Origin of the sequence: Pseudomonas alkylphenolica (assembly GCF_000746525.1) — a bacterium.
Classification (GTDB): domain Bacteria; phylum Pseudomonadota; class Gammaproteobacteria; order Pseudomonadales; family Pseudomonadaceae; genus Aquipseudomonas; species Aquipseudomonas alkylphenolica.
Genome location: NZ_CP009048.1, coordinates 2,101,900 through 2,124,628, shown reverse-complemented (window position 1 = coordinate 2,124,628; position 22,729 = coordinate 2,101,900). Strand labels below are relative to the sequence as shown.

Genomic DNA, 22,729 nt, shown 5'->3' with positions numbered 1-22,729 from the left:
GTGGGTCAGATTTCTTTAGCGCTGTCGTCGCGCTCGGGCTTGGCGGCCTTCTCGCCCTCGGAGCCAGTGGCTTCGCTGAGGGCCTGCTGGGCGGCTTCGTTGGTTTGGTCGATGGCTTCCTTGGCGGACTCTGCGGCCTGGTTGAGCATCTGCTGGGCAGATTTTTCCGCCTGCTCGCAACCGCTCACGGCAAACAGGGCCAGCAGTAACACCAGGGGGGTTCCGATGGATTTGAGTTGCAGCATCTGTGGTTCTCCGTGTCGATGATCAGTGCCCAGTCAGTGGCACCGTGATGGCTGGGGATTGTAAATATCTCGATACATCAGGAAAATTCGTATTTTCAGCACTTATACTTCGGTTTTTACGAATCGGGAACCTGCATGCTCAACTACCGTCAGCTGCATTACTTCTGGGTGGTGGCCCGTACCGGCAGCATCGTGCGCGCCGGCGAGCAGTTGAACCTGACGCCGCAGACCATCAGCGGGCAGATCAGCCTGCTCGAACAGACTTACGGCATCGAGCTGTTTCGCCGGGTCGGGCGGCAGCTGGAACTGACTGAAACCGGTCGCCAGGCGCTGACCTACGCCGAGCAGATGTTTCAGATCGGCGGGGAGCTGGAGGCCATGCTGCGTGCCCGTCCAGATGAACAGCAGATCCTGTTTCGGGTCGGGGTCGCCGATGTGGTGCCCAAGTCCATCGTCTACCGCCTGCTGGCACCGACCATGGACATGGAAGACGCCCTGCGCCTGAGCTGCCGCGAAGACAAACTCGAACGCCTGCTGGCCGACCTGGCAATCCAGCGCCTGGACCTGGTGATCTCCGACAGCCCCATGCCCAGCCATCTGGACATCAAGGGCTACAGCCAGCGTCTGGGTGAATGTGGCATCAGTTTCTTCGCCACCCCCGCCCTGGCCGCTGAGTTGAGCGAGGATTTCCCGGCCTGTCTGCAACATGCCCCGCTGCTGATTCCCGGCCAGGAAACCGTGGTGCGCAGCCGCTTGCTGCGCTGGTTCGCCGAGCAGCAGATCCAGCCACGGATTGTCGGTGAGTTCGACGACAGCGCGTTGATGCAGGCTTTCGGCCAGTCCGGCAGCGGCATCTTCATCGGTCCCAGCGTGATTGCCGATGAGGTCTGCCGCCAATACGGCGTCGAACTGATCGGCCAGACCGACGCGGTGATCGAGTCGTTCTACGCCATTTCAGTGGAACGCAAGGTCAAACACCCAGGCATCCTCGCCATCACCGAAGGAGCCCGCCGCCAATTGTTCAACTGGTAGCAGTGGCGCTGCGCATGCGCATCAAGCCCAAGGCCAGCAGCACCGCAGCGCCAATCAGTACGGCGGCGGCATAACCGAGCGCAGCCAGACCTACGCTGTCGACCACCCGGCCGCCGATGATGGCACCAAGACCGATCCCCAGATTGCCCCCGGCGACATTCAGCGAAGCGGCAAAAGCCGGTGCCTGCGGTGCAGCCTTGATCAGGCGGACGTGACTGACCAGAAACAGCGCCGCCTGGGCTGCCCCCCAGATCGCCAGCGCGGCAATCAGGCCGTAGGGGGAATGGATGTTCGGCATCAGGGCGATCAGACCGACCAGCATCAACGCACAAAAGCCCGCCGAGGCCAGCAACGGGTGACGATCCACTGCGCGACCACCCAGGCTGTTGCCGATCAGGCCCACCGCACCAAACCCCATCAGGTACCAGCCGACCCGCGCGCCATCGAATCCAGCCAGACGCTCAAGGATATCGGCCAGGTAGGTATAGATGGTGAACATACCGCTGAACACCAGCACTGAAAGCAGCACATGGCCCTGCAGCAAGCGACTGCGCAGGATGCCGAACTGCCCGCGCAACGAGGTCGCCTGGTTATGCCGCGGTGTACGCGGCAGGTAAAGGTGCAGCAGCAACGCCTTGGCCAGCGCCAGCACGGCCAGCAAGGCAAAGGCCGCACGCCAGCCCAGGGCATCGCCGACCAGGGTACCGACCGGAATACCGAACACCGTGGCACACACCACACCGAAGCTGATCTTGGAAATCGCCCGCCCGGCATACGCAGGCCCGACGATATCTACCGCCGTCTCACTGGCCAGCGACCAGAACACCGGCAGGCCCAGCGCCGGCAACAGCCGCGCCAGGCCCATGACATAAATGTTCGGCGCGATCGCAGCCAAGGCGTTGCAGGCGGCGAACAGCAAGAGGATGCCGACGAACAGGCGCTTGCGCTCAAAGCGTGCGCACCACGCAGTAAGGAAGGGGCCGAAGCAGGCCACGGTAAAGGCAAACAGGGTCACCAGCAGCCCGGCCTGGGGCACGCTGACCGTCAGATCGCGGGCGATCCCCGGCAACAGGCCGACAATCACGAACTCGGTAGTCAACACAGTGAAGCCGGCCGCAGCCAGCAACAGAATCGGCAGTAACATCTACACTCCAGAACGCTAAACATCCACGGCCGACAGCCGTTTCAAAGGGGCGCGCATACTACACGCCCGTCCTACCGCCTGACACAGGGCAATCACCCATTGTGCCTCGCTGTGCTAAAGTCGCGCCCCTTTCATGCCCCTGATCGCCTGGCGCCCTGTATTTTCCGGCGTCGCAACGGGCTGGCGACCCCTCTACAAGACTGAGAAACACCCGACATGACACCCGTTCTAAAACTATTGAACCGTACCAGTCTGGTCCTGCAGATCATGATCGGTCTGGTGGCCGGTATTGCCCTGGCCCTGATCGCCCCTGAGGTTGCCTTGAGCCTGGGCTTCATCGGCAAGGTGTTCGTCTCGGCCCTCAAGGCCGTGGCGCCGATCCTGGTGTTCATTCTGGTCATGGCCTCGATCGCCAACCATAAACACGGGACCGAAACCCACATCCGGCCGATCCTGGTGTTGTACCTGTTCGGCACTTTCGCTGCGGCAGTGGTCGCGGTCGTAGCGAGCATGGCCTTCCCGTCGAGCCTGGCCCTGAGCACCTCGGACGTTGCGCTGAGCGCTCCGGGCGGCATCACTGAAGTGCTGCAAAGCCTGCTGCTGAGCGTGGTCGACAACCCGGTGAGTGCGCTGATGAACGCCAACTTCATCGGCATCCTGGCCTGGGCCATCGGCCTGGGTGTGGCGATTCGTCACGCCGGGCAAACCACCCGTACCGTCGTCGAAGACCTGTCCAACGGCGTCACCCTGATCGTGCGGGTGGTGATTCGCTTCGCGCCGCTGGGTATTTTCGGCCTGGTGGCTTCGACCCTGGCGCAGTCGGGCCTGGACGCCCTGCTTGGCTACCTGCACCTGCTGGCGGTGCTGATCGGCTGCATGCTGTTCGTCGCCCTGGTGGTCAACCCGCTCATCGTGTTCTGGAAAATTCGCCGCAACCCGTTCCCGCTGGTGTTCCTGTGCCTGCGTGAGAGCGGCATCACCGCATTCTTCACCCGCAGCTCGGCGGCCAACATTCCGGTCAACCTGGCCTTGAGCGAACGCCTGGGCCTGCACGAAGACACCTATTCGGTATCGATCCCGCTGGGCGCAACCATAAACATGGCTGGCGCGGCGATCACCATCACCGTGCTGACCCTGGCCGCCGTACACACCCTGGGTATCGCCGTCGATATCCCGACCGCCATTCTCCTCAGCGTCGTCGCCGCCGTGTGCGCCTGTGGCGCTTCGGGGGTGGCCGGTGGTTCGCTGCTGCTGATTCCGCTGGCCTGCAGCCTGTTCGGCATTCCTAGCGAAATCGCCATGCAAGTGGTGGCCGTGGGCTTCATCATCGGCGTGCTGCAGGACTCGGCGGAAACCGCGCTGAACTCCTCCACCGACGTGCTGTTCACCGCCGCCGCGTGCATGGGCGAAGAGCGCCGTAGCGCCTGAGCCTGACCCGCAGCCGGTGCGTCCTGCACCGGCTGCTTGTGTTTTACCCTGTCGCGCACCTAGGCTAGAGGCCTTTCTTCGCATAGAGACAGGGTTATGTCCGACGATCATCAATCCCCTTCCGAAGCCCGCTTCAACAGCAGCGAAATCCGCGTTCTCGGTGCGCTGATCGAAAAACAGGCCACCAGCCCGGAAACCTACCCGCTGACCTTGAACGCCCTGGTCCTGGCCTGTAACCAGAAGACCAGCCGCGAGCCGGTGATGAACCTGAGCCAGGGCCAGGTTGGCCAGGCCCTGCGCGCCCTTGAGGGGCAAGGCCTGACCCGCTTGCAGATGGGCAGCCGCGCCGACCGTTGGGAGCAGCGCGTGGACAAGGCGCTGGAGCTGGTGCCGGCACAGGTTACCCTGCTGGGTCTGATGTTCCTGCGCGGCCCGCAGACGGTCAATGAACTGCTGACCCGCAGCAGCCGCATGCATGAATTCGAAGACGCCGAACAGGTGGTGCATCAGCTGGAACGCCTGATCGCCCGTGGCTTTGCCTTGCACCTGCCGCGCCAGGCCGGGCAGCGTGAAGACCGCTATACCCATGCGCTGGGTGATCCGGCGGAGATTGAAGCGATTCTTGCTGCGCGCCAGCAAGGGCCGGAGCGCAGCGCGAGTGGTGCGGTGTCGGCAGAGCGCATCGAGGCGCTGGAGGCGCGGATTGCCGCGCTGGAAGAGCGCTTGGCGGCGCTGGAGTAGGAACAGCAGGAGGGGCTCCTGTGGGAGCGGGCTTGCCCCGCGATGAGGACAGTGCGCTCCACACAGCATGTATTGTCTGAATTACCGATCGCGGGGCAAGCCCGCTCCCACCGCCACCGCCTGTGCCACCTGCTCGGCCGTCGGCCGCACGCCGGTATACAACACAAACTGCTCCAGCGCCTGCAGGGCAATCACCTCCAGCCCGGTAATCACCGCCTTGCCGTGCCGCTCGGCTTCGATGATCAGCGGCGTACGCGCCGGCATCGCCACCACATCGAACACCACCTGCGCCGCCGCAATCGCTTCGCGGCTGAACGCCAACTGCTCGGCCTCCACCCCGCCAGCCATGCCGATCGGCGTGACGTTGACCAGCATCGGCGGACACAGATCGTCCAGCTCAGCCTGCCAGCGATAGCCGCAACTGTCGGCCAGTTGCCGGCCCGCCTGTTCATTGCGGGCAACGATGATGCCCTGCTTGAACCCGGCATCGCGCAAGGCACTGGCCACCGCCTTGGCCATACCGCCACTGCCGCGCAGGGCAAAGGCCGTATCCGGATCCAGGCGATGCTGCTCCAGCAACTGACGCACAGCCAGATAATCGGTGTTGTAGGCCTTGAGCCGACCGCCGTCATTGACGATGGTGTTGATCGACTCGATGGCCGCCGCCGACGGGTCGATCTCGTCGACCAGCGCCATGCAGGCTTCCTTGTACGGCATCGACACACCGCAACCGCGAATGCCCAGGGCGCGAATGCCGCCCACGGCCGCCGGCAAATCCTGGGTGGTCATGGCCTTGTAGTAAAAATCCAGGCCCAACTGCTGGTACAAGTGGTTGTGAAAGCGCACGCCAAAGGTGCCAGGACGACCCGCCAGGGAGATGCACAGGACGGTGTCTTTACCGGGAACTTGGGCCATTTGACTCTCCTTTTACAATCGACTGGGCATTATGCACCTTCACCTCGCTTGCCGGCGATTGGCCGTTGGTAACCACTTCGCCGCCCCCTTAGCCTGTGCATTACAACGGCCCGCCGCCCTGTCAAGGCCGGGTCGATGACAGTGATGAGCACTATCGAAGCGGTTGATTTCAACCGACCTGTCGCGCCACGTAAGGTAGGGCCACGACCACGAATCACAGGAGAGTCGCCATGGCCTCTGTCAACATCATGTCGGTCATCGGCAGCGCCGTCCCCGCCTCACTCAGGGAGTCAGGCCTGCTGGTATCTGGTACGCGATGGCGAACCGGTGTCCGGGCCCTTGACCTCACTACTGGCAGCGCAAGCCTTGGCCAGTCACTTGCCCCGCCCTTTGCTGGAGAACGGGACTGACGAAATGAAATCACGCAAATGATGGGTCGGCTTCGTTATTTTGGTTTGCTCGCATAACCCACTTAGGGGAAAATGCCGCAGTAGCATTCGGCCATATTTTCATGTGCGTAAAATTCAAGCAAAGCTGAAAGGGGTATGTAGTGAGGTATTTTTTTCTGGGCTGGATCGCTCAGTATGAGCGGACGATGATTGCAAACCTGTCGTTGCGCCATAACACAGAAATCATTACCACCCCGAAAAAAATAAAACGACTGAATCGCTACGTTTCAGGCATAAACAAGCTGCTGCACACAAACTTCATCAGTGATGACTGGCTGGCGAGAAAATTATGGCAGCCACACAACGTGACTGACCGCGATATCGTCATCTGCAATGACTGGCAGTTCAAGAGAAGCTTTCAGCCCACCATCATCAAAAACTTCAGTGGCAAAAAAGTACTGCTTGTCAGAAACCTGGTCGACCCGCAGTTCATGCGGAGCATCGAAGGCGTTTTTGACAAGGTCTACAGTTTTGACAAGCAGCAGTGCGAAGCCTTTGGCATGGACTACCTGCACCAGTTTTTCCCATACGGGGTAGACGATGCAGCACGCCTGTACAGCCAGATTGCGGTCCCGGGCAATGCCGCGAAATGCTTTTTCCTCGGCCGCGACAAAGGTCGGACCGCCGCTATCGAATCGATCGCTCAAAAACTTCGCGACGTGAACTGCGTTGTTGACTTCCATATTGTCAAGGACAACGACACCCAGGGTATTTCCGAATACCATATCGACGAGGGTCTTTCCTATGACGAAAACATTGAAAAGTCGATCAACTCCAGCATTTTGGCCGATATAAACAAAGAGGGGCAAACCGGTATAACGTTGCGGGTGCTCGAGGCGATTTTCTTCAACAAGAAACTGATCACCTCAAACAGCGAAATAAAATCACAAGACTTTTACAGGCCAGAAAACATATTCGTTATCGGCCAGGACAACCTTGACGACCTCAAGAGTTTCATCAACACAGAGACTGTCGCCGTACCGCGCGAAATCCTGCATCAATACAGCCCCGACTACATGCTGGAAAAAATCACTGCCGATGTAAACGGCGCATCACCTGCACATACCTGAACGCAAACGCACTGAACACGCCCGAATAGCGCTGATGTTGCAGCCTGCCCTTGCAGCCCTGCCCGCCAGCGCAGTTACGCAGCACCATCTTCGCTGCCATCTGCAGCAGGTTCGCTGTTTTGCGCCTGCTCGGCGGGGCCCGAACCCATGTAATAGTTCTTCAGCACGACCTGGCTCGTTCCGTAGGCCAGGTACCCGCTGGTGGCAGATGCCGCGGCGATGGCCAACCCGAAAGCCAGCAAAAGTGTTCTGTTGCGCATCCGGCTCTCCTGCCAATCGAAAAAAAGCACGGACCCTACCTCAACACGCCGCTCGGCGGCAACTGCGGGGCGACAAAATTCACTCCAGGCAATCTCTTGCCTCCTGGCGCAGTTTATTGCCCGACAGAAAGCTTCCTTTGTAGAACGTCGCCCGACTGCCGTCCTGATATTCGACGACTTCCAGGACCTCGTCAGATGCCACTGCACTGGGCGCCGTAATCCGATAGCCGTTGACGATTGATTTCTGCGAAGCAAGCGGCGCCAGCGCTTGCCACTTCGGCAGCACGCAAGCAGCGTACTCCTCAGGGTTTTTTTTCGTTGTTTTACTGGCCGTAGGCTTTCCCGGGGATGCACAGCCAGCAATGTTCGCTACCAGCAACAAACAAACCAGAATACGAAAAGTAGGCATGGGGAGTTAACCGATCTGGGGTGAGCCGAGTGCCCCCTCATCAAAGGCAGCCTTTTCTTTATAGCAAACCGCGAACAGTCGGCATGGGTGAAGGTGAAACAACGGAGCCACAATGGGTACAGGATTAAATTTCGTTCATCTTTAGCCCAATGTTTACGGGCTAATCGACAGACTCTAGGCCATACTCCAGAGATGTTTTTTGCGTTTTGCCGTGTTGGCCAGAGTGGAGAAACCCAGTAAATACAAGGGTTTGCTCCCTCTAGCCCACACACCACACCACACCAAAACATGGCGATTGGTACAAAAATTGGTACGAGATCGCCCCCTCCTCCGGCGCCCTGCCGACCGCTCACACCTCAATTGCACGAAATCTTCCACAACTGATCCAGTCTGGTGGTGAAGCTTTGGCTCATCATCTCGCGGCGCATGCCCCAATCGGGATTCACCGGCACACTCGCAGCGCGCAGTGTCCCTCTACCCCATCGCTCATTGATCTGGTCCAGCACTGCCATCACCCTGGTTGCCTCAGCAGGTTGTGCCGCGGCGAATAGGTCGTCGGTGTACTCACCACGCTGGCAGAGATTCAGCAGAAGCACCTCAGCCTTGCTGTATTTGAAGCCAGGCCGGAAGACGCGGTCGAGCGCATCGACCGCCGTTTTCGTCAGCAGCCGCACGTCATCAGTGGGATATGGTAGATCGACGATCACGCCATTGGCGTACTTGGCTTCGTCCGGGTTGAACATGCCGGTGCGAATGCTGACGCGCAGCTTCTTGCACACCGAGCCCTGGGCCCGGAGCTTTTCCGAAGCGCGCATCATGTAGGTGGCCACCGCCTCCTTTATAGGTGGCAGCTCCTGGAGACGCTTGCCGAACATCCGGCTGCAGCAGATCTCCTGCTTCGGCGGGTTCGGCTCGTCCAGCTCCAGGCAAGGCGTGCCTGCCAACTCTCTGGCGGTCTTCTCAACCACCACACTGAACTTCTTGCGCAGCGCCCAAGGATCGGTCTTGGCCAGATCCATCGCGGTCTTGATACCCATGCCTTCGAAGTGTGCGCTCATCCGCCGACCTACGCCCCAGACCTCCGACACTGCGGTGTTCCGCAGTACCCAGTCACGCTTGAAGGGGTCGCAGATGTTGACCACGCCTCCGGTCTGCGCCTGCAGCCGCTTGGCTGTGTGGTTCGCCAGCTTGGCCAGGGTCTTGGTCCCGGCGATACCAACGCCGACCGGAATGCCGGTGCAGCGCAGTACCTGGCTACGAATCCGGCGCCCCAACTCATCCAGCCCGGCGATACCGGTCAGGTCAGCAAAGGCTTCGTCGATACTGTAGACCTCGACGCCTGGGACCAAGGACTCGATCAAGCTCATGACTCGCTCGCTCATGTCGCCATACAGCGCGTAGTTGGAGGAGAACGCGACGATGCCATGCTGCTTTAGCTTCTGCTTGATCTGGAAATACGGCTCACCCATTTTCACAAACGGCTTGGCGTCGTAGCTCCTGGCGATGACACAGCCATCGTTATATCTGAATGATCCTAACAGTTAGTTTGTTGTAAGATATTGATTTATAAGGGAATTAACCCACTAACATTTTTTGATTATTTTCCTTCGTTCCTGATGGCGATACTCCTCGACTAAGCCTATTTCAGACGTGGCTTCGCAAAGCAGGGCGGCGGATCGCAATCGACGATAGCTTCACTGTATACTTTTGGCTCCGCATACCCCTTGAGCTACAGGAACACCAGCATGACTGTACTCCAAACGCTCTACTGGCAGCCTACGCCGCCTTAGCGCTACGCCCCCTCGCAACACCTCGCCTCCGCCAGTTTCGCTCGCGGCTGCGTACTGCTGTACGCCCGGTTCTTACACCCAAAGCGCACAGCAAAATAATCCTCACAATTTGAATTCGTATCGACGCGCTCGCCATTTCCTGGCATGCGTGCGGTGCATTGCTTTGGATATTCTGATGCTACAAACACTCAAACAAACGTGGTTTTCCAACGTCCGTGGCGACGTGCTCGCGGGGATCGTCGTCGCACTTGCGCTGATCCCTGAAGCCATCGCTTTCTCTATCATTGCGGGCGTCGACCCCAAAGTTGGTCTCTACGCCTCATTCTGTATCGCCGTAGTGATCGCCTTTGTCGGTGGCCGCCCAGGCATGATTTCAGCCGCGACAGGGGCCATGGCACTGCTGATGGTGACCCTGGTCAAGAACCATGGTCTTGAATATCTGCTGGCCGCCACGCTGCTGTGTGGCGTGTTGCAAATTGGTGCTGGCTACCTGAAGCTCGGCTCGCTGATGCGCTTCGTTTCGCGCTCGGTGGTGACCGGCTTCGTCAATGCGCTGGCGATCCTGATCTTCATGGCTCAGCTGCCCGAGCTGACCAATGTCACCTGGCACGTCTACGCCATGACAGCCGCAGGCCTCGGCATCATTTATCTGTTCCCCTATGTCCCGAAGATCGGCAAGCTCATCCCATCGCCGCTGGTGTGCATCATCGTGCTGACCGCCGTTGCCATGTCGGTTGGGCTGGATATCCGCACGGTCGGTGATATGGGTCAACTGCCGGATACGCTGCCAATCTTTCTCTGGCCTGACGTGCCGCTGACGTTCGAGACGTTGGCCATCATCTTCCCTTACTCGGCAGCACTGGCCGTGGTCGGTCTGCTGGAGTCGATGATGACCGCGACCATTGTTGACGACCTGACCGACACCCCTAGTGACAAGAACCGCGAGTGCAAGGGCCAGGGCGTGGCCAACATTGCTTCGGGTCTGATCGGCGGTATGGCCGGCTGCGCGATGATTGGTCAGTCGATCATCAACGTGAAATCCGGCGGTCGCTCTCGCCTGTCGTCCCTGGCAGCAGGCGTATTCCTGCTGCTGATGGTGGTATTCCTCGGCGATTGGCTGAAGCAGATCCCAATGGCTGCTCTGGTAGCCGTAATGATCATGGTATCCATCGGCACCTTCAGTTGGGATTCGCTGCGCAACCTGAAGAAGCACCCGTTGTCGACCAACATTGTCATGGTCGTCACCGTGGTGGTCGTGGTCGCCACCCACAACCTGGCCTTCGGCGTGCTGGCCGGCGTGCTGCTGGCCGCGATGTTCTTCGCCAACAAGGTTGGCCATTACATGGCAATCAGCTCTTTGCTGGACGAAGCCGGCGAGCATCGTAGCTATAACGTCACCGGCCAGGTGTTCTTCAGCTCGGCAGACAAGTTCGTCGCGGCCTTCGACTTCAAGGAAGCCCTGAACAAGGTAACCATCGACCTGAATCGCGCCCACTTCTGGGATATCACCGCTGTTGCAGCCCTGGACAAGGTGGTTATCAAGTTCCGCCGCGAAGGCACCGAAGTTGAAGTGCTGGGTCTCAACGAAGCAAGCGCCACTATCGTGGATCGCTTTGGTGTTCACGATAAACCCGACGCCATTGATCAACTCATGGGCCACTGAGAAGGAGAACAACGATGACCCAAGTAATTGCCTGTATCGACGGTTCCACCTCGGCTCCAGCTGTGTGCGACTACGCAGCATGGGCCAGTCTGAGCCTGGAAGCCCCGCTGACCTTCTTGCATGTGTTGGATCAGCGCCAGTACCCAGTTGCGGCCGACTTGAGTGGCAATATCGGCCTTGGCAGCCGCGAGCATCTGCTTGATGAGCTTGCTTCCCTGGATGAACAGCGGGGAAAGTTGGCCCTTGAGCAAGGGCGGATCATGCTTGCGGCCGCGAAAGAGCGGGCCATTAAGGATGGCGTGGCCGCGCCGGAGTCCAAGCAACGTCATGGCGATCTGCTGGAAAGCCTGCAAGAGCTGCAAACCGAAACGCGCCTGCTGGTCATCGGTCGCCAGGGCGAGTCTAGTGGCAATCTGAGTCAGCAGGTCGGAAGCCAGCTGGAGAGCGTGATTCGTATCATGCACCGGCCAATCCTGGTTACCCCGGCCAGCTTCCAAAAGCCCAAGAGCGCGATGCTGGCATTCGATGGCGGCGCTACTACCCGCAAGGGTGTGGAGATGCTGGCAGCCAGCCCGCTGCTGAAGGGGTTGCCGATCCACCTGGTCATGGTTGGCCCCGTAAGCGATGAAGCATCTGCACAGCTGGACTGGGCGCAGAAAGTGCTGATCAACGCCGGCTTCACTGTTCGTGCCGAGACCCGGAGCGGTGAGATAGAGCCTACCCTGCACGCCTATCAGAAAGAGCATGGCATTGATCTGCTGGTGATGGGGGCCTATGGCCATTCCCGTATCCGGCAATTCCTGGTCGGTAGCACCACGACCAGCATGCTCCGCACCACAACCAGTCCGCTGTTACTGCTGCGCTAATGGCCTTGGAGGACGCCCTCGATCTTGCCCATTTCAAGACCCTGCTGGAACAGCGGGCTGCCGAGCTGGATCGATTGCTGGAAGACGCTGAGTCTCGCTCGCAATCGGTAGAGCTGGATCAAAGCAAGGTAGGGCGTTTGTCGAGGATGGATGCACTCCAGCAGCAAGCAATGAACGATGCCATCCGCAGTCGGGCGCAGCATGAACGCGTCCGCCTCCAACTGGCCCTCAAGCGTTGGCACGAGGGTGAGTATGGCTGGTGTAACCAATGCGGCGAGTTGATCGCCTCGGGCCGCCTGGAATTTGATCCGGCCACGCTGCTGTGCATCACCTGTGCGAGTCGCACTGAGTCGGGTTGAAATCGTCACGATTCGTGGCGTCAGCCCCAATTAACGAGATTTCTATGTATTTGTTGGCAAAAAACTGGCTGGGCCGAACACGGAAAACAAGCGCCTGGATGTGGGCACTGCTGTGCCTTGTATTGCTTACCGTATTCCAAGTCCGCACCCATCACCTTGATGATCGTTTGTACTTCTGGATCAAGACCAGCTGGCACACCGACGATTGGCAGGAGCGCTCTGTGTGGCTGCCTGGCTATCGGGTTGAACTGGATGCTAAGGCGGTTTCCGGTGTGGACAGCAATCTTTCGGGTCTGACCTTTGACCCTGACCTAAACCTGCTGTGGGCGGTCACCAACGGCCCAAACGAACTATTGGCCCTTAGTCGTGACGGTGATGTGGAAAGGCGTTACAACCTGGATGGCTTCCACGATGTGGAAGCTGTGTCCTATGCCGGCAATGGCCAGCTGGTAATCGCCGAGGAGCGCCGGCAGAGCCTGGTTATCGTGGATGTCCCCATCGCCGAAGACGGTAAACTTTCTCCTGGTCGACCATTGAGCCGAGACCAGTATCCAGCTCTCACCCTGGCGTTTGGCAAGGAAGACAACAAAGGCCTTGAAGGGCTCGCCTACGACCTGAAAGGCGACCGCCTGTTTGTGACCAAGGAGCGAGATCCTCGCCAATTGCTGGAAGTGAGCGGCCTTCGTGCCAGCCTGGCCGGAGGCTTTTCCTTGCACGTGCGTGACCTGTCCAGCCTGGTAAAAGACAAGGTGTTTGCGACTGACCTGTCTTCAGTCGTCTTCGATCAACAGAGCGGCCATCTGATATTGCTCAGCGACGAGTCGAAACTGCTGATTGAAATGACCGACGAGGGCAAGGTGGTGAGTTTCCGCTCCCTGGCGAGAGGTTTTGCTGGTTTGCTGAAAGGCATACCCCAGGCCGAAGGCGTAACCATCGACAATGAAGGGTATTTGTACGTGGTCAGCGAGCCGAACCTGTTCTATCGCTTCACCCGTGAACCAGATTGACCAGTCAACAAGCTACAGTCGGGCGTGATCGTGGCGCTTGAAGTGGTGGTCTACGATTTTTGCCGAATTCAGTGGGCTCCCCATCAGGGCCTAGTTGGGCCCTGGTTTCAGAGGGAGTGCGGTGACCTTACCGTTGGCAACCGCCTTCAGCTGAATCATCTCGAATATTAGTCGCTGGTTAACCGAAGCCAGCCGAGCTACCTCCGCTAAAAGCTGATCATTCTCTGCACGGAGCACCCTGTTCTTTTCTTTCTCGCTCATCAACGCTTGATGCTTAGAGTCTCGCTGGGCTCGCACCGACTTGCCAACGATGTTGCGAATCCTTTCCGCTATGCTTGGGTAAGTGTTATGGATGAGTCCCGGAGTCACACCTGCGGCACGGGCAACGGATGTGATGGAAAGCTTTTCGTCACCAGCAATTAGATCGTCGACGACCTTGTTGAGCGCGGCGAGTGTCTTCGACCTGGAGCGAATAGGAGAGTCAGGGCCCACCGCCTGTCTAGTCATTTGCCGCCTCCTCCATTTCCTCAACTGGAGAAAGGCCAAGGCTGGTAATTACATCTAGTGCAACCTGCAAGTCGCGTTCTGCGCGCTGCCTAACAGCGGGGCCTGCATCCTCAATTTTTATCAGCTCTCGCTGTTGAATGTAGATGTCCTGCCAAGTGCTGGCGAAGACTTCATCGATCACCGAATTTTTGCACCCTGGACACCGTGTGGCTTCGTATAGACCAGCACCTCCGCAGCCCCGCTCTGTGGCGATGCACCAGCCGTGTCCAGTCGCACGAATGTTGGCATGTGGGGCGGTCTGGGCAAGCAAAGCAGCTCTATCCTTGATTGGAATCGCCCGCAACTCCACAATCTTTTCGCCAGCGCCCCCTGCCAGTGGCTGATCATCGAGCCATGATTCGATCAGGTCAATTTTAAACTCTGTCATCTGCTGGAAGATCTCATCAAAGAGAGTCAGGTCTTGCTGCGGATTGGATGCATAGAGTTGGGTCATACTCATGCTGCTGTGTTTGAACTGCCATTTGAGGTAGATCAATGAAGTGCGGCCCATACGGGATTCTACAAAGCATCTTGCATATGTTCGCCTGCATTGATGCGTCCTCAACGGCCAATCGCTTCCAGCGGCTTTAGCTATACGGTCAAACGCAGCATTGGATGCTTGCCCGCTGAGAGCCTCAACGTGATGGCTTTCCTGAACTTTCCCTCCTTGTGTGTTTCGTCCCAAAAATAGTTTATTCGCGTCTTTTCGGGCTTTTTCGAGCCTAAGGAGATGTTCAGTTGAATACGAAAAATCCCGATTGCTTGCAAGCTGTCTAATCTCTTCATCCAGCTCTTTTCTGATGGGTACTGAATATTTTGCCAAAAGACTTAAAGCTTCAATCGTCAGTTCTGGTACAAGATATTCGACTTGGCCTTTACCTGTCTTGTGCTCGATTGTGGTCACCCAGCAAAAGGTAACCCCGTTTTTTAACTCTTTGCGCCAAGCGCCAACCTCAATTCCAATTGCCTCGTCATTGCGCATGCCGCTAGTGATTGAAACTATATACAGAACAGCATCTCTGCAACGAATTGCCATCCGTTCATCACTAGGATGATATCCAATACCATTGGCTGCCAATTCGGCCTTCATCTCCCGGACAATGCTTTCGCAATAGTTGAAAATCCTAGATTGTTCATCATGAGGAATAATATCTGTTCGCCCGACGTTTTTAGTGGCAGCACCCAACCCTTTTACATTCGCGACCCCACAAATCCGCCACAATGTCGAATTACCCCAAGGATAACTCTGAATGGGAAACATCGTGTCGGCAGAAAACACCCAAAGAAAATCAATAACCCGTAATCGCCCATACAGCGGGAGAGGCTTTAACTTCAATTCATATTTGCAATGATGAACGTAATTGCTGACATGGATCGGACGGACATCTGCAAAGCTTGAAACTCCTAGATCGTTTAACCAGCGAACAAAAGGCATCGCGCTGACGACGGCGAAAGTAGTAATGCCCCGTGCGATAGGAGGTTTGGATCTAGGCATTCCTCTTTTAAACCAAGCATAAGCAACAGCTTTGCAGTCATCAATAAGCGCCCGAGGCATGCCCATATCCCAGTTGATGAATTTATAAGAATGAGCAACATTGGCCTGATCAAAAAACGGGCGAAGATCCCACTGTGCATCGCCAAACCTGCTAAGAACGAAGGTTTCTCCATCTTCATTAACGATAGCGCTGATCACGATTGCATCCCGCTCTGCGGGACTTAGGCCATTCGCTGAAACTGGTTGTGCGATGAGGACATCATATGCCTTTAACACCGCACTCGTGGTTCTTATGCTCAAATTTCACCGTCCAATTTTTTCTTCATGAACTCGATTTTTTTAGCCCAGAACAAGTGCGGAGATGACTCAGCCTGAGCCCTTGCTTGCGAAACCAATGCAAGATCAAACTTCTGGGTGAAATCATCTATCAATCGAATATAGTCAAACTGACGCTTGCGCCATGCGCCCCACTCGTCCGTGAGAAAGTATTCGACTTCTGCATACAAGAATTGTTGGTAGCTGAACAGCCGGTATAAGTCCTCCAAGGTGCCTACAATTGCATAGCTAGGGCAACCGAGGCAGTGGATGAATTCAGAACAATGATTGACGCCATCCTTTGGTGCCAGACTACCGTAAAGGCTATCTTTGCAGCCGCCTGGCGGGGTTGGTATAACGTTTATGCCACGTAGTTTGTCCGGAAAAGCCTCCCCAACAAATGTCGCCCCGTCGATCTTGATCTCATCGTTGATTTTCAAATAGTGATTATCGGCGACACCAGGGGTATGACCCATAACGGAGGAAACTTCTATAATGTCGCCACCACTCAGTTTCCACAAACGGCTTTCCATAGTCTTTCGCAGCCGACTAAGCGTGACATTTAGCCGATTGCCTTGATCATCCTGAAGCGCATGACGCTCACAAATGCTTTTTGCCGTGACATATAAAGCACCGGGTGTAAGGGTAACGATGTCGTTCGAGCGGCCAGGCTGGCCCGAGCGATATAACCACACACATGAAGATATTTCATCAGGTGCCAGTGCTACGAGTGGCTTAGAAATCTCCAGCGCCTTATTGAGGACTGCCACCCCATCCAGGGGAATAGCACTGTACTCATCTAGCAGATTAGTCTGACGGATTGTTTTGCTCTGTGCGCCTTTACCTCGACGTTTGACGGTAGTAATCAACCTGAGATTAGGAATAAATGGGTGAGGCTGTAGGGCATCCCTCTTCATCTCCAAGAGCGGCGTAGTATTGATTCCAGACCTTGCCGCAGTAATTAGTAGCAATACAGCCATCGCCTCCGCGCCATTTCCAAGGAATGCACCCTTATGGATGGCAATAAGATCTGACTTCAAAGCGCCAATCAGCCTTTGCATTTCACCCAAGGTGAGCGGATCTGCATCTTTAGTGCTCTGCGCATTATTAGGAAATGGATTGAGGGGCAAAAGATCGTCAAGATTGACTTCAATAAATCCATATTCAGCCAAAACAACAACTAACGACTTGAAGCTAGTATAGTAATTCTTGGCTGTCGAGCCGTTAGGGTATTTTAGCCTCAGCCAAGAGACGTATCGCTCCAAGTGGCGTTTGGTAAGACTGTTTGGCGTTGCAGGTGGCGACTTGACCGAACCGCCACTCAAGAAATTTATAAAAAATCTTAGTCCGTTCGTAGAGTAACCAATCAAGGTCGTCACTGAGAAGTTTCCTCCTTGTAGCAAAGCTTTGATAACGTGAAGACTTTGAATTGCCCAAGCATCGAAGCCCAAGCCTAAATATTTCGTATGATCGAGTTGCCTGTGGTTTCTCGGATTTCTCGGCAGGTCAATCTTGATATCATCTTCGACAGCCTCGAATCCTTTTGTAACCGACCGCATAACCGCCTTGTAGCTTTTTTGCCGAGCCAATGGTGCTACCTCAGATACGCGAAACCGAATCAGTCATAAACATCATGTCAATTTCGTCCTCGTGAGCAAGGACGGATTGGGCTTCAAGCTGGTTTATGAGATGCAAATAGATCATAGTTGTTTGCACATCTGAATGCCCCAGCCTATCTCGGACATACAACAATGGCTCACCTTCAAACTCTTTACTTTTTCGAAGAGCAAGCAAGGTATAAGTCCCATAGGTGTGGCGTAGCATGTGGGCCCGAACATAGAAGCCGCACTTTCTTTCATAGGACTTCATAACGTCCACTACGGAATCTTTTGAATAATGCCTGCCTTCATTAGTCAGCAGCAGCGCGGTAACACGTCCATCACTATTGGACTTACGAACCTCTCGTTGGTGAAGGGAGTAAGACCACATGCTCTCCATCAACGACCATGGCACGTCGATAGTTCTAGGCCGGTCGTACTTGATATGCATGTCTGAAGGATCAAGAGCAACACTGATCATTTGCCCTGGGCGCAGTCCCTTCTTCAACCTGGGGTTGAACACATATTTGAGAGGAAAAGACCTCGCCTCACAGGAGCGAAGGCCGGTACGCACCATGAGGTGGAACAATATCTGGTGGCTTGGATCGGTATCCAGGGCAAGGCATACCTTGACTTGATCCTTGGTCAGGAATTTGGTCAAGCGCTTTCGGTCGCGAACCATCACCGAAACTTTCGTGCTCTCGGCTCCGGGCCGAGCGATATGACTGAGAAGACCGGAATGTTGGGCAGCTCTTACCCTTTTCTCACCGAAGGGCAGCACAGTTATCAGGTTGCGCTGCTTAGCCCATCGGTAGAACCTCACGATCAAGGCCAGACGATTGTTCACCGTGCCGGGATCAAGTGCTAATTCTCCGCTCGACCAATCCCTATACCTCGACAGAGCACTCAGACCGTGAGCCGGGCTTTCCTCGTCCCAGGCCAATCCATTGGCTTCCAGGAAGGCAAAGTAATCGTACAGACGCCGTCCATAGGCTTCCCAAGTCAAATCGCTTAGGGCCTCACCTGACTCGATAAGCGTGTGCCAAAGGAAGGATTGAGCTGGCTCGACTGGCCATCCCTCTGACCCAATCAGCAACGGAAAGCCTTCAAAGGATCGACCTGCTAATGCTAGGTCTTTTGTTGCGAATACCAGCCTCATGCCGCTGCCCTAAACCACTTCCAATGGATTGCCTTATGAAGCCTGGAAACTGCTGCTCCAGAGGGGTTCAGAAGGTGGCGCGGACTCTACAGGATTTACTAACGATTCCCACCCCTCAGATCGTTGTTCGAAAGGACCACGATCGGGACCTTGGCCAGGTCCGGCCGAAATACCCGCTCACAGGACGCATAGAACGAGTTGCAGTCGATCAAGGCAAAGACTGGTGGCTTAGACATGGCTGCGCACGCTACCGGTGATCACGCCCCAGATTGATAGCTCATCACCCTCAAGCACGTACCTGGGTGGATATTTCGGGTTCTCGGACAGCAGAATGACGTCTTTCCCCCGGATGCACAGCCTCTTGCACACCGGGTCGTTGTTCAATAGAGCCACGACGATATGACCGTGCGCGGGCTCGATCGAGCGATCGACTATCGCCAGATCGCCTTCGAAGATGCCGGCGCCCTGCATGCTCTCGCCGGTGATTGACACCAGGTACACATGCGGCGCCCGAATGTTCAGAACCTCATCCAGAGAGATATGGGCCTCGATGTGGTCCGCTGCTGGCGAAGGGAATCCAGCTGGCACATGGAACAAGCACAAGGGCACTTTCAGGCCGCCTTCTGCTGCGGGCCCTATGATGGAATAGCTCATGACGCACGACTTCCTATACTGTACGAATGTACAGTAAATATTCTGAAAGCCTTGCGGTCAATTTGTTGAAGAGAAATTTCTGACGGGAGGGTTAAATCGGGCCGCCAAAAACCCGCAACTGATACTCCTGAGCTTCCGTCATTAGCGAAACCGCCCAAAGCCCAAGGCGCTCCACCTCCTCCGGTGAAGCGTGACCTTTGGCCTCGTTGTATCGGCGCAGCGCGTCCAGCGCTTGCTTCATCAGCAGTTCCGCCGTCGCTGTCTCACTGGTCGAACCCTTCATTTCCCTGGCCTCTGATGGCGCTCTTCTCTTTCGCGGAGTTGCGAGGTTGTCAGTGGAGTGGATGCGCAGGCCTGCCAAGAGCACGGCGCTGGTACTCATGAACCGCTTCGAACAGTGACTCTGCCTCTAACCGCAGGCGCTCCACCTCCTCCGCCGGCTTATGAGAGTCCCGAGCCTCGTGGTAACGACGTAGCGCACCCATTGCCTGCTGCATCAGTGGCTCGCCGGCAGCGATCTTCCCTTCCAGGTCGTTCATACCCTGCTCCCTGCTATCTGGACTGGAGAGTATAGAGGGTTATGGGGGCAGCATTTTCCTGCCGCGCCTAGTGCTTGGTGGAATCTGACAGGCCAGCACCCTGAGTTGCGAAACAACAATCCGCCAGCCTAAGCTTGGCATGATATATTCTCATTAGGTATTACACGGACGGAATGAAGCATGAAGAATAAAAAACAATGCCCATTTTGCCATAAAAGCCCGCCGGACATACATTTCACCAAAGAACATGTATTAAGGGACAAGTTTAACACCTTATTCCCTTGGTCCCCAAATGAGATATTTTGGGAAAACAAGACCGTTAATCCGACCGGAGATTTTAAGTTAAATCAGAAAGCCATACCTCACGGCCCATTTGACAGCACTGTAAATTCGGTGTGCAACGAGTGCAACTCAGGATGGATGAACAAAGTTGAAATCAGGGCAGAAAATCTTCTTCTTGATCTCTTCTATGGTACAACAATGCAGCTAAATAGCGCGCAAAGGCTAGATCTTGCAATGTGGTCTGTGAAAACAGCCGCCGTTCACGCGCTGATGCATCGAGACGACTTGCCAGGATTCCCTGCCAAGCATAACCGGCTACTAAGAAGCAAACTAAAACCGCCACCATATACATTTGTTTGGCTTTGTAAAAGTTACTTCAACGCCAACACTTACCTCAGGTATGTTAGATCTGGAATAACGGACGAAATCGACAATACCTTCTACCTTTCAACCATAAATATCGGACAAGCCACATTCAGCATTCTCGGCTGCACTTCAGAAAGAGCCCAATCAGCGCTAAGTCAAGAAATCATATTTAGGGACGAATTTTTCGAGAGACTTTGGCCCCTGACGGCCAGCCGCCCAGGCCCGAAGCTACTAATCAACGATATAGATACACTCATGAGTGTAGGTACGTTTATTACCGTGAAACCTGAAAACGAGTAAAACATAGTACCCGCTATGGCGGGACTAGCGACTCATATTGAGACTGACAGGTCAAACCAGCTATTCGGGCCCGGTCATATGCTTTCGCCAGCTCTCCCGCTCGTTTATCAGCCCGTGCGAGCAAGTCGGAGAGCACCATGGCGGCGCGGGTGGCTGCCTGGCCTCGGGCAATAGCGGTGGTATCCGTGGCGGGACAACTGACGGTGGCGGCGAGCTTGGCTGCATCGTCCCGCATCCGCTGACCAGCAGCATCGGCGCCAGCAGCACCAGCATCCGCAACCTGGCGTTCCTTTTGTGCATGGGCTCTCACCTCCTCCTGCGCCTCGGCGCGTCGTTGTTCTTCCTGTCTTGCGTCACGCTCGCCCAGCACTTCAGCCAAGTGGTCGTCGCTGTCACGCTGCGAGGACTTCAATGCGGCGTCGGTGCGCTCTACTGATCGCCCGTGCTGGTAGGCGCCCCAGTATCCGCCCATACCTTGCCGGCATCCTGCCAGGTCTCGGCGGCACCACCAGAGGTGTTCTTCTGCCTGTGCGGCTTCGTCACCACGCAGCGGTGCTTCAGCGGGCCGGCCCTCATATATTCACCCAGCGATGCGGCTTCCACAGGGCGTTGGTGGCCATGGGGAGCTCGGCGGTGATCGTTCCGATAACGACAGTCTCGCGACTTGCATACCAGTGCCCGATCAACAGGAGGGCACCCTGGCGAATAGCCTTGGTGATATTCAAGGCATTACCAACCGGATCGGGTCGAGCGGTACGCCCGACAGGTCATGCCCAACCAGGTGGCCGGTCTTCTCCAGCCGCTGCTTAATCGAGTCATGGCAGTGCTTGCACAGCGACTGCAGGTTGCTGGCATCGAAGAACAACGACTCGACGCCCTTGTGAGCCTTGATGTGGTCGACGGTGTTGGCAGCTGTCACCAACCCAAGGGCAGCGCACAACCGACACAAGGGCTCAGCCTGCAGCTGATGCCAGCGCAATCGATACCAGCGCTTGGTCTTGTACAGGTGATGCCAGGACGAACCGGTAGCCATCAGCCCTCAACCTTCCGGCTCATGAACCGGTCGGAGTATTCGCGCAGCTTCTCCACCCCGATGAAGCCGACCATGCAGCCAGCGAACACCGCCAGATTAGTGGGCAGCGAGAAGTACTCCAGCACAGGCATCAGGCTCGTACCGATCAAGCCGCACAGGATTCCTTCAAGGAACATCTTGCGGCGACCACCACCACCGTAGATAACGCGACACATCGCAACAGCCGCGGCTGTGCCTCCGGTGTACAGCTGCGGTTGGTGAGCGATCGCCCAGGCAATCACTGCGGCCCACAGGCCAGGGTCCTTCTCGGGCATGTTAGGCATCTCAGTTCCTCCCTTTTCGGGGAGCGCAAATGAAAAAGCCCCGAAACTCGGGGCTCATGAAGAGTGAATTAAACTTTATTTGCCGTCTTGGGCGTCGAGATAATCGTGACCTTGCCAAGTCAGCTGAATGAGATTGCCAGCGGCAACAGACAGAAATCCTGCCTCCTCACACCGGTTGACCAGATAGACAAGCTGATCATAAGCGAGCGGCCCGCTCGAGGAATCGCTTGAGCCTTCCCACATATCGGTCAGATTTATCAAATAGATCCCTTGATAGTCCGCGTGGTCTTGAATCAAACGTAGCAAATGGTTAACCAGCTTCAGATCGCGACGCATAGCAACTCCTTTTCCTTGAAGCGCTACGATATCACCGAAGCGATAACAAAAAAGCCCGACACTTAGGCCGGGCTTTCGGGGTCACTCCTCAACACGCGCAGGAATGATAGGATGGGGACAATTTCGCTCAGTCGCTCACTGATGTCAACAGGCAATCATGCTGCCTCTTTCATCAGCAATCCTTCAGCCTCCAGAATCACCCGCACTTCAGCCAAGGCGTCGTCCACCATGCCGTCGAGCTTTTCGTTGATCTGAGCCCTCCAGCGGCGGCGCGTCGGCTCTGGCGTGGCGTCCAAGTCCCAGGTGTTCATGTCGTAAAAGCTGTCGGCCAAGATGATTACATCCTCTTCCATCGCCTCGATCCGGCGCTTCGGCGGCGAATTTCGGCATCAGAGAAAGCGACAG

General features: G+C 56.3%; 28 protein-coding genes and 3 pseudogenes. 10 read left to right on the top strand and 21 right to left on the bottom strand.

Going from position 1 to position 22,729, the window contains the following annotated elements; translation table 11 throughout:
* Positions 1-5: 5 nt before the first annotated feature.
* Entirely contained in the window at positions 6-245 is a 240-nt protein-coding gene (locus PSAKL28_RS09855; RefSeq protein ID WP_038609551.1) for a hypothetical protein, read from the bottom strand.
* Between the two features lie 135 nt (positions 246-380).
* Here PSAKL28_RS09855 and nhaR point away from each other — a divergent pair, with 135 nt between their 5' ends.
* Positions 381-1,277, top strand: a complete 897-nt coding sequence (nhaR, locus tag PSAKL28_RS09850) for a transcriptional activator NhaR (protein WP_038609548.1) — start codon at positions 381-383, stop codon at positions 1,275-1,277.
* On the opposite strand, the gene PSAKL28_RS09845 is transcribed toward nhaR, so the two are convergent.
* Positions 1,267-2,421, bottom strand: coding sequence for an MFS transporter (locus tag PSAKL28_RS09845; RefSeq protein WP_038609545.1), 1,155 nt, complete (start codon positions 2,419-2,421; stop codon positions 1,267-1,269). The two genes, nhaR and PSAKL28_RS09845, sit on opposite strands and share 11 nt — an antisense overlap.
* A 216-nt stretch (positions 2,422-2,637) precedes the next feature.
* Between PSAKL28_RS09845 and sstT the strand changes: the two genes are divergently transcribed.
* Positions 2,638-3,849 (top strand): serine/threonine transporter SstT, encoded by a 1,212-nt coding sequence (gene sstT / locus PSAKL28_RS09840; protein ID WP_038609542.1) that lies wholly within the window; start codon positions 2,638-2,640, stop codon positions 3,847-3,849.
* A gap of 96 nt (positions 3,850-3,945) precedes the next feature.
* The gene (locus PSAKL28_RS09835; RefSeq protein ID WP_038609539.1) at positions 3,946-4,590 is read left to right on the top strand and encodes a YceH family protein; all 645 of its coding nucleotides are present in this window, start codon (positions 3,946-3,948) and stop codon (positions 4,588-4,590) included.
* Positions 4,591-4,671: 81 nt separating this feature from the next.
* Here PSAKL28_RS09835 and PSAKL28_RS09830 read toward each other — a convergent pair whose 3' ends face one another.
* A complete protein-coding gene (locus tag PSAKL28_RS09830) occupies positions 4,672-5,505 on the bottom strand; it encodes a shikimate 5-dehydrogenase (protein ID WP_038609536.1) in 834 nt (277 codons plus the stop codon).
* Positions 5,506-5,735: 230 nt separating this feature from the next.
* Between PSAKL28_RS09830 and PSAKL28_RS26800 the strand changes: the two are divergent.
* A pseudogene (locus tag PSAKL28_RS26800) lies at positions 5,736-5,937 on the top strand (hypothetical protein).
* Between the two features lie 163 nt (positions 5,938-6,100).
* Positions 6,101-7,024, top strand: a complete 924-nt coding sequence (locus PSAKL28_RS27325; protein ID WP_051939239.1) for a WaaS/CpsH family glycosyltransferase — start codon at positions 6,101-6,103, stop codon at positions 7,022-7,024.
* A gap of 74 nt (positions 7,025-7,098) precedes the next feature.
* Here the strand turns inward: PSAKL28_RS27325 and PSAKL28_RS09820 are convergent, their stop codons facing one another.
* The 3 genes and pseudogenes from PSAKL28_RS09820 to PSAKL28_RS09810 form a co-directional block, all read right to left on the bottom strand.
* The gene (locus PSAKL28_RS09820) at positions 7,099-7,284 is read right to left on the bottom strand and encodes a hypothetical protein (RefSeq protein WP_038609533.1); all 186 of its coding nucleotides are present in this window, start codon (positions 7,282-7,284) and stop codon (positions 7,099-7,101) included.
* Between the two features lie 79 nt (positions 7,285-7,363).
* The gene (locus PSAKL28_RS09815) at positions 7,364-7,693 is read right to left on the bottom strand and encodes a hypothetical protein (RefSeq protein ID WP_038609530.1); all 330 of its coding nucleotides are present in this window, start codon (positions 7,691-7,693) and stop codon (positions 7,364-7,366) included.
* Between the two features lie 356 nt (positions 7,694-8,049).
* A pseudogene (locus PSAKL28_RS09810) lies at positions 8,050-9,213 on the bottom strand (Y-family DNA polymerase); the annotation flags it as partial.
* 445 nt (positions 9,214-9,658) lie between these two features.
* Here PSAKL28_RS09810 and PSAKL28_RS09805 point away from each other — a divergent pair.
* From PSAKL28_RS09805 to PSAKL28_RS09790, 4 genes are read left to right on the top strand one after another with little or no spacing between them, the layout of a single operon-like run.
* Entirely contained in the window at positions 9,659-11,146 is a 1,488-nt protein-coding gene (locus PSAKL28_RS09805; RefSeq protein ID WP_004574009.1) for a SulP family inorganic anion transporter, read from the top strand.
* 14 nt (positions 11,147-11,160) lie between these two features.
* A complete protein-coding gene (locus PSAKL28_RS09800; RefSeq protein ID WP_038609527.1) occupies positions 11,161-12,012 on the top strand; it encodes a universal stress protein in 852 nt (283 codons plus the stop codon).
* Positions 12,012-12,371, top strand: coding sequence for a TraR/DksA family transcriptional regulator (locus tag PSAKL28_RS09795; RefSeq protein WP_038609524.1), 360 nt, complete (start codon positions 12,012-12,014; stop codon positions 12,369-12,371). The genes PSAKL28_RS09800 and PSAKL28_RS09795 overlap by 1 nt, the downstream gene beginning before the upstream one ends.
* Positions 12,372-12,415: 44 nt before the next feature.
* Positions 12,416-13,378, top strand: a complete 963-nt coding sequence (locus PSAKL28_RS09790) for an SdiA-regulated domain-containing protein (protein WP_014003922.1) — start codon at positions 12,416-12,418, stop codon at positions 13,376-13,378.
* A gap of 90 nt (positions 13,379-13,468) precedes the next feature.
* On the opposite strand, the gene PSAKL28_RS09785 is transcribed toward PSAKL28_RS09790, so the two are convergent.
* From PSAKL28_RS09785 to PSAKL28_RS09755, 8 genes and pseudogenes are all read right to left on the bottom strand, one after another.
* Entirely contained in the window at positions 13,469-13,885 is a 417-nt protein-coding gene (locus PSAKL28_RS09785) for a hypothetical protein (RefSeq protein ID WP_004574005.1), read from the bottom strand.
* Positions 13,878-15,617: a tyrosine-type recombinase/integrase gene (locus tag PSAKL28_RS27975; protein ID WP_223198351.1), complete on the bottom strand. Its 1,740-nt coding sequence runs from the start codon at positions 15,615-15,617 to the stop codon at positions 13,878-13,880. Before PSAKL28_RS27975 ends, PSAKL28_RS09785 begins: the two co-directional genes overlap by 8 nt.
* Positions 15,618-15,715: 98 nt before the next feature.
* On the bottom strand, positions 15,716-17,323 hold the full coding sequence (locus PSAKL28_RS09775) for a site-specific integrase (protein ID WP_014003918.1): 1,608 nt from the start codon (positions 17,321-17,323) through the stop codon (positions 15,716-15,718).
* A 10-nt stretch (positions 17,324-17,333) separates the two neighbouring features.
* The gene (locus PSAKL28_RS09770) at positions 17,334-18,491 is read right to left on the bottom strand and encodes a tyrosine-type recombinase/integrase (protein ID WP_004573994.1); all 1,158 of its coding nucleotides are present in this window, start codon (positions 18,489-18,491) and stop codon (positions 17,334-17,336) included.
* 119 nt (positions 18,492-18,610) lie between these two features.
* Positions 18,611-18,727: pseudogene (locus tag PSAKL28_RS26790) on the bottom strand (Y-family DNA polymerase); the annotation flags it as partial.
* Positions 18,720-19,145 (bottom strand): LexA family protein, encoded by a 426-nt coding sequence (locus PSAKL28_RS09765; protein WP_038609514.1) that lies wholly within the window; start codon positions 19,143-19,145, stop codon positions 18,720-18,722. The gene PSAKL28_RS09765 and the pseudogene PSAKL28_RS26790, both read right to left, overlap by 8 nt.
* 91 nt (positions 19,146-19,236) lie before the next feature.
* Positions 19,237-19,428, bottom strand: coding sequence for a hypothetical protein (locus PSAKL28_RS09760; protein ID WP_038609511.1), 192 nt, complete (start codon positions 19,426-19,428; stop codon positions 19,237-19,239).
* A 49-nt stretch (positions 19,429-19,477) separates the two neighbouring features.
* A complete protein-coding gene (locus PSAKL28_RS09755) occupies positions 19,478-19,684 on the bottom strand; it encodes a hypothetical protein (RefSeq protein WP_038609508.1) in 207 nt (68 codons plus the stop codon).
* Between the two features lie 180 nt (positions 19,685-19,864).
* On the opposite strand from PSAKL28_RS09755, the gene PSAKL28_RS09750 reads away from it, so the two are divergent.
* Entirely contained in the window at positions 19,865-20,632 is a 768-nt protein-coding gene (locus PSAKL28_RS09750) for a hypothetical protein (RefSeq protein WP_157687014.1), read from the top strand.
* Between the two features lie 13 nt (positions 20,633-20,645).
* Here PSAKL28_RS09750 and PSAKL28_RS09745 read toward each other — a convergent pair whose 3' ends face one another.
* The 7 genes from PSAKL28_RS09745 to PSAKL28_RS09725 all read right to left on the bottom strand — a co-directional run bounded on the left by PSAKL28_RS09745 (position 20,646) and on the right by PSAKL28_RS09725 (position 22,677).
* Positions 20,646-21,104 (bottom strand): DUF2514 domain-containing protein, encoded by a 459-nt coding sequence (locus PSAKL28_RS09745; RefSeq protein WP_051939237.1) that lies wholly within the window; start codon positions 21,102-21,104, stop codon positions 20,646-20,648.
* Positions 21,062-21,208 (bottom strand): phage head completion protein, encoded by a 147-nt coding sequence (locus PSAKL28_RS28710; protein ID WP_442604623.1) that lies wholly within the window; start codon positions 21,206-21,208, stop codon positions 21,062-21,064. Before PSAKL28_RS28710 ends, PSAKL28_RS09745 begins: the two co-directional genes overlap by 43 nt.
* A complete protein-coding gene (locus PSAKL28_RS28000) occupies positions 21,205-21,357 on the bottom strand; it encodes a head-tail connector protein (RefSeq protein ID WP_218918492.1) in 153 nt (50 codons plus the stop codon). Before PSAKL28_RS28000 ends, PSAKL28_RS28710 begins: the two co-directional genes overlap by 4 nt.
* Positions 21,354-21,665 carry an HNH endonuclease gene (locus PSAKL28_RS09740; RefSeq protein ID WP_051939235.1) on the bottom strand — a complete coding sequence of 104 codons (312 nt, stop codon included), beginning with the start codon at positions 21,663-21,665 and terminating at the stop codon, positions 21,354-21,356. The genes PSAKL28_RS28000 and PSAKL28_RS09740 overlap by 4 nt, the downstream gene beginning before the upstream one ends.
* A complete protein-coding gene (locus tag PSAKL28_RS09735; protein WP_038609499.1) occupies positions 21,665-21,988 on the bottom strand; it encodes a phage holin, lambda family in 324 nt (107 codons plus the stop codon). Before PSAKL28_RS09735 ends, PSAKL28_RS09740 begins: the two co-directional genes overlap by 1 nt.
* 75 nt (positions 21,989-22,063) lie before the next feature.
* Positions 22,064-22,324, bottom strand: a complete 261-nt coding sequence (locus PSAKL28_RS09730) for a hypothetical protein (RefSeq protein WP_038609497.1) — start codon at positions 22,322-22,324, stop codon at positions 22,064-22,066.
* A 155-nt stretch (positions 22,325-22,479) separates the two neighbouring features.
* Positions 22,480-22,677 carry a hypothetical protein gene (locus tag PSAKL28_RS09725; protein ID WP_257011874.1) on the bottom strand — a complete coding sequence of 66 codons (198 nt, stop codon included), beginning with the start codon at positions 22,675-22,677 and terminating at the stop codon, positions 22,480-22,482.
* Between the last annotated feature and the right edge of the window lie 52 nt (positions 22,678-22,729).

Excerpts from the sequence above, each read along its gene's own strand:
- PSAKL28_RS09745 (WP_051939237.1), bottom strand. The coding sequence starts at position 21,104 with ATGGGCGGATACTGGGGCGCCTACCAGCACGGGCGATCAGTAGAGCGC.
- PSAKL28_RS09815 (WP_038609530.1), bottom strand. The coding sequence starts at position 7,693 with ATGCCTACTTTTCGTATTCTGGTTTGTTTGTTGCTGGTAGCGAACATT.
- PSAKL28_RS09835 (WP_038609539.1), top strand. The coding sequence starts at position 3,946 with ATGTCCGACGATCATCAATCCCCTTCCGAAGCCCGCTTCAACAGCAGC.
- PSAKL28_RS09755 (WP_038609508.1), bottom strand. The coding sequence starts at position 19,684 with ATGAACGACCTGGAAGGGAAGATCGCTGCCGGCGAGCCACTGATGCAG.
- nhaR (WP_038609548.1), top strand. The coding sequence starts at position 381 with ATGCTCAACTACCGTCAGCTGCATTACTTCTGGGTGGTGGCCCGTACC.
- sstT (WP_038609542.1), top strand. The coding sequence starts at position 2,638 with ATGACACCCGTTCTAAAACTATTGAACCGTACCAGTCTGGTCCTGCAG.
- PSAKL28_RS09740 (WP_051939235.1), bottom strand. The coding sequence starts at position 21,665 with ATGGCTACCGGTTCGTCCTGGCATCACCTGTACAAGACCAAGCGCTGG.
- PSAKL28_RS09770 (WP_004573994.1), bottom strand. The coding sequence starts at position 18,491 with ATGAGGCTGGTATTCGCAACAAAAGACCTAGCATTAGCAGGTCGATCC.
- PSAKL28_RS09765 (WP_038609514.1), bottom strand. The coding sequence starts at position 19,145 with ATGAGCTATTCCATCATAGGGCCCGCAGCAGAAGGCGGCCTGAAAGTG.
- PSAKL28_RS09795 (WP_038609524.1), top strand. The coding sequence starts at position 12,012 with ATGGCCTTGGAGGACGCCCTCGATCTTGCCCATTTCAAGACCCTGCTG.
- PSAKL28_RS09855 (WP_038609551.1), bottom strand. The coding sequence starts at position 245 with ATGCTGCAACTCAAATCCATCGGAACCCCCCTGGTGTTACTGCTGGCC.
- PSAKL28_RS28710 (WP_442604623.1), bottom strand. The coding sequence starts at position 21,208 with ATGAGGGCCGGCCCGCTGAAGCACCGCTGCGTGGTGACGAAGCCGCAC.
- PSAKL28_RS09735 (WP_038609499.1), bottom strand. The coding sequence starts at position 21,988 with ATGCCTAACATGCCCGAGAAGGACCCTGGCCTGTGGGCCGCAGTGATT.
- PSAKL28_RS09790 (WP_014003922.1), top strand. The coding sequence starts at position 12,416 with ATGTATTTGTTGGCAAAAAACTGGCTGGGCCGAACACGGAAAACAAGC.
- PSAKL28_RS09820 (WP_038609533.1), bottom strand. The coding sequence starts at position 7,284 with ATGCGCAACAGAACACTTTTGCTGGCTTTCGGGTTGGCCATCGCCGCG.
- PSAKL28_RS09760 (WP_038609511.1), bottom strand. The coding sequence starts at position 19,428 with ATGAAGGGTTCGACCAGTGAGACAGCGACGGCGGAACTGCTGATGAAG.
- PSAKL28_RS09730 (WP_038609497.1), bottom strand. The coding sequence starts at position 22,324 with ATGCGTCGCGATCTGAAGCTGGTTAACCATTTGCTACGTTTGATTCAA.
- PSAKL28_RS09750 (WP_157687014.1), top strand. The coding sequence starts at position 19,865 with ATGAAGAATAAAAAACAATGCCCATTTTGCCATAAAAGCCCGCCGGAC.
- PSAKL28_RS09800 (WP_038609527.1), top strand. The coding sequence starts at position 11,161 with ATGACCCAAGTAATTGCCTGTATCGACGGTTCCACCTCGGCTCCAGCT.
- PSAKL28_RS09785 (WP_004574005.1), bottom strand. The coding sequence starts at position 13,885 with ATGACTAGACAGGCGGTGGGCCCTGACTCTCCTATTCGCTCCAGGTCG.
- PSAKL28_RS27325 (WP_051939239.1), top strand. The coding sequence starts at position 6,101 with ATGATTGCAAACCTGTCGTTGCGCCATAACACAGAAATCATTACCACC.
- PSAKL28_RS09805 (WP_004574009.1), top strand. The coding sequence starts at position 9,659 with ATGCTACAAACACTCAAACAAACGTGGTTTTCCAACGTCCGTGGCGAC.
- PSAKL28_RS09845 (WP_038609545.1), bottom strand. The coding sequence starts at position 2,421 with ATGTTACTGCCGATTCTGTTGCTGGCTGCGGCCGGCTTCACTGTGTTG.
- PSAKL28_RS09830 (WP_038609536.1), bottom strand. The coding sequence starts at position 5,505 with ATGGCCCAAGTTCCCGGTAAAGACACCGTCCTGTGCATCTCCCTGGCG.
- PSAKL28_RS09725 (WP_257011874.1), bottom strand. The coding sequence starts at position 22,677 with ATGGAAGAGGATGTAATCATCTTGGCCGACAGCTTTTACGACATGAAC.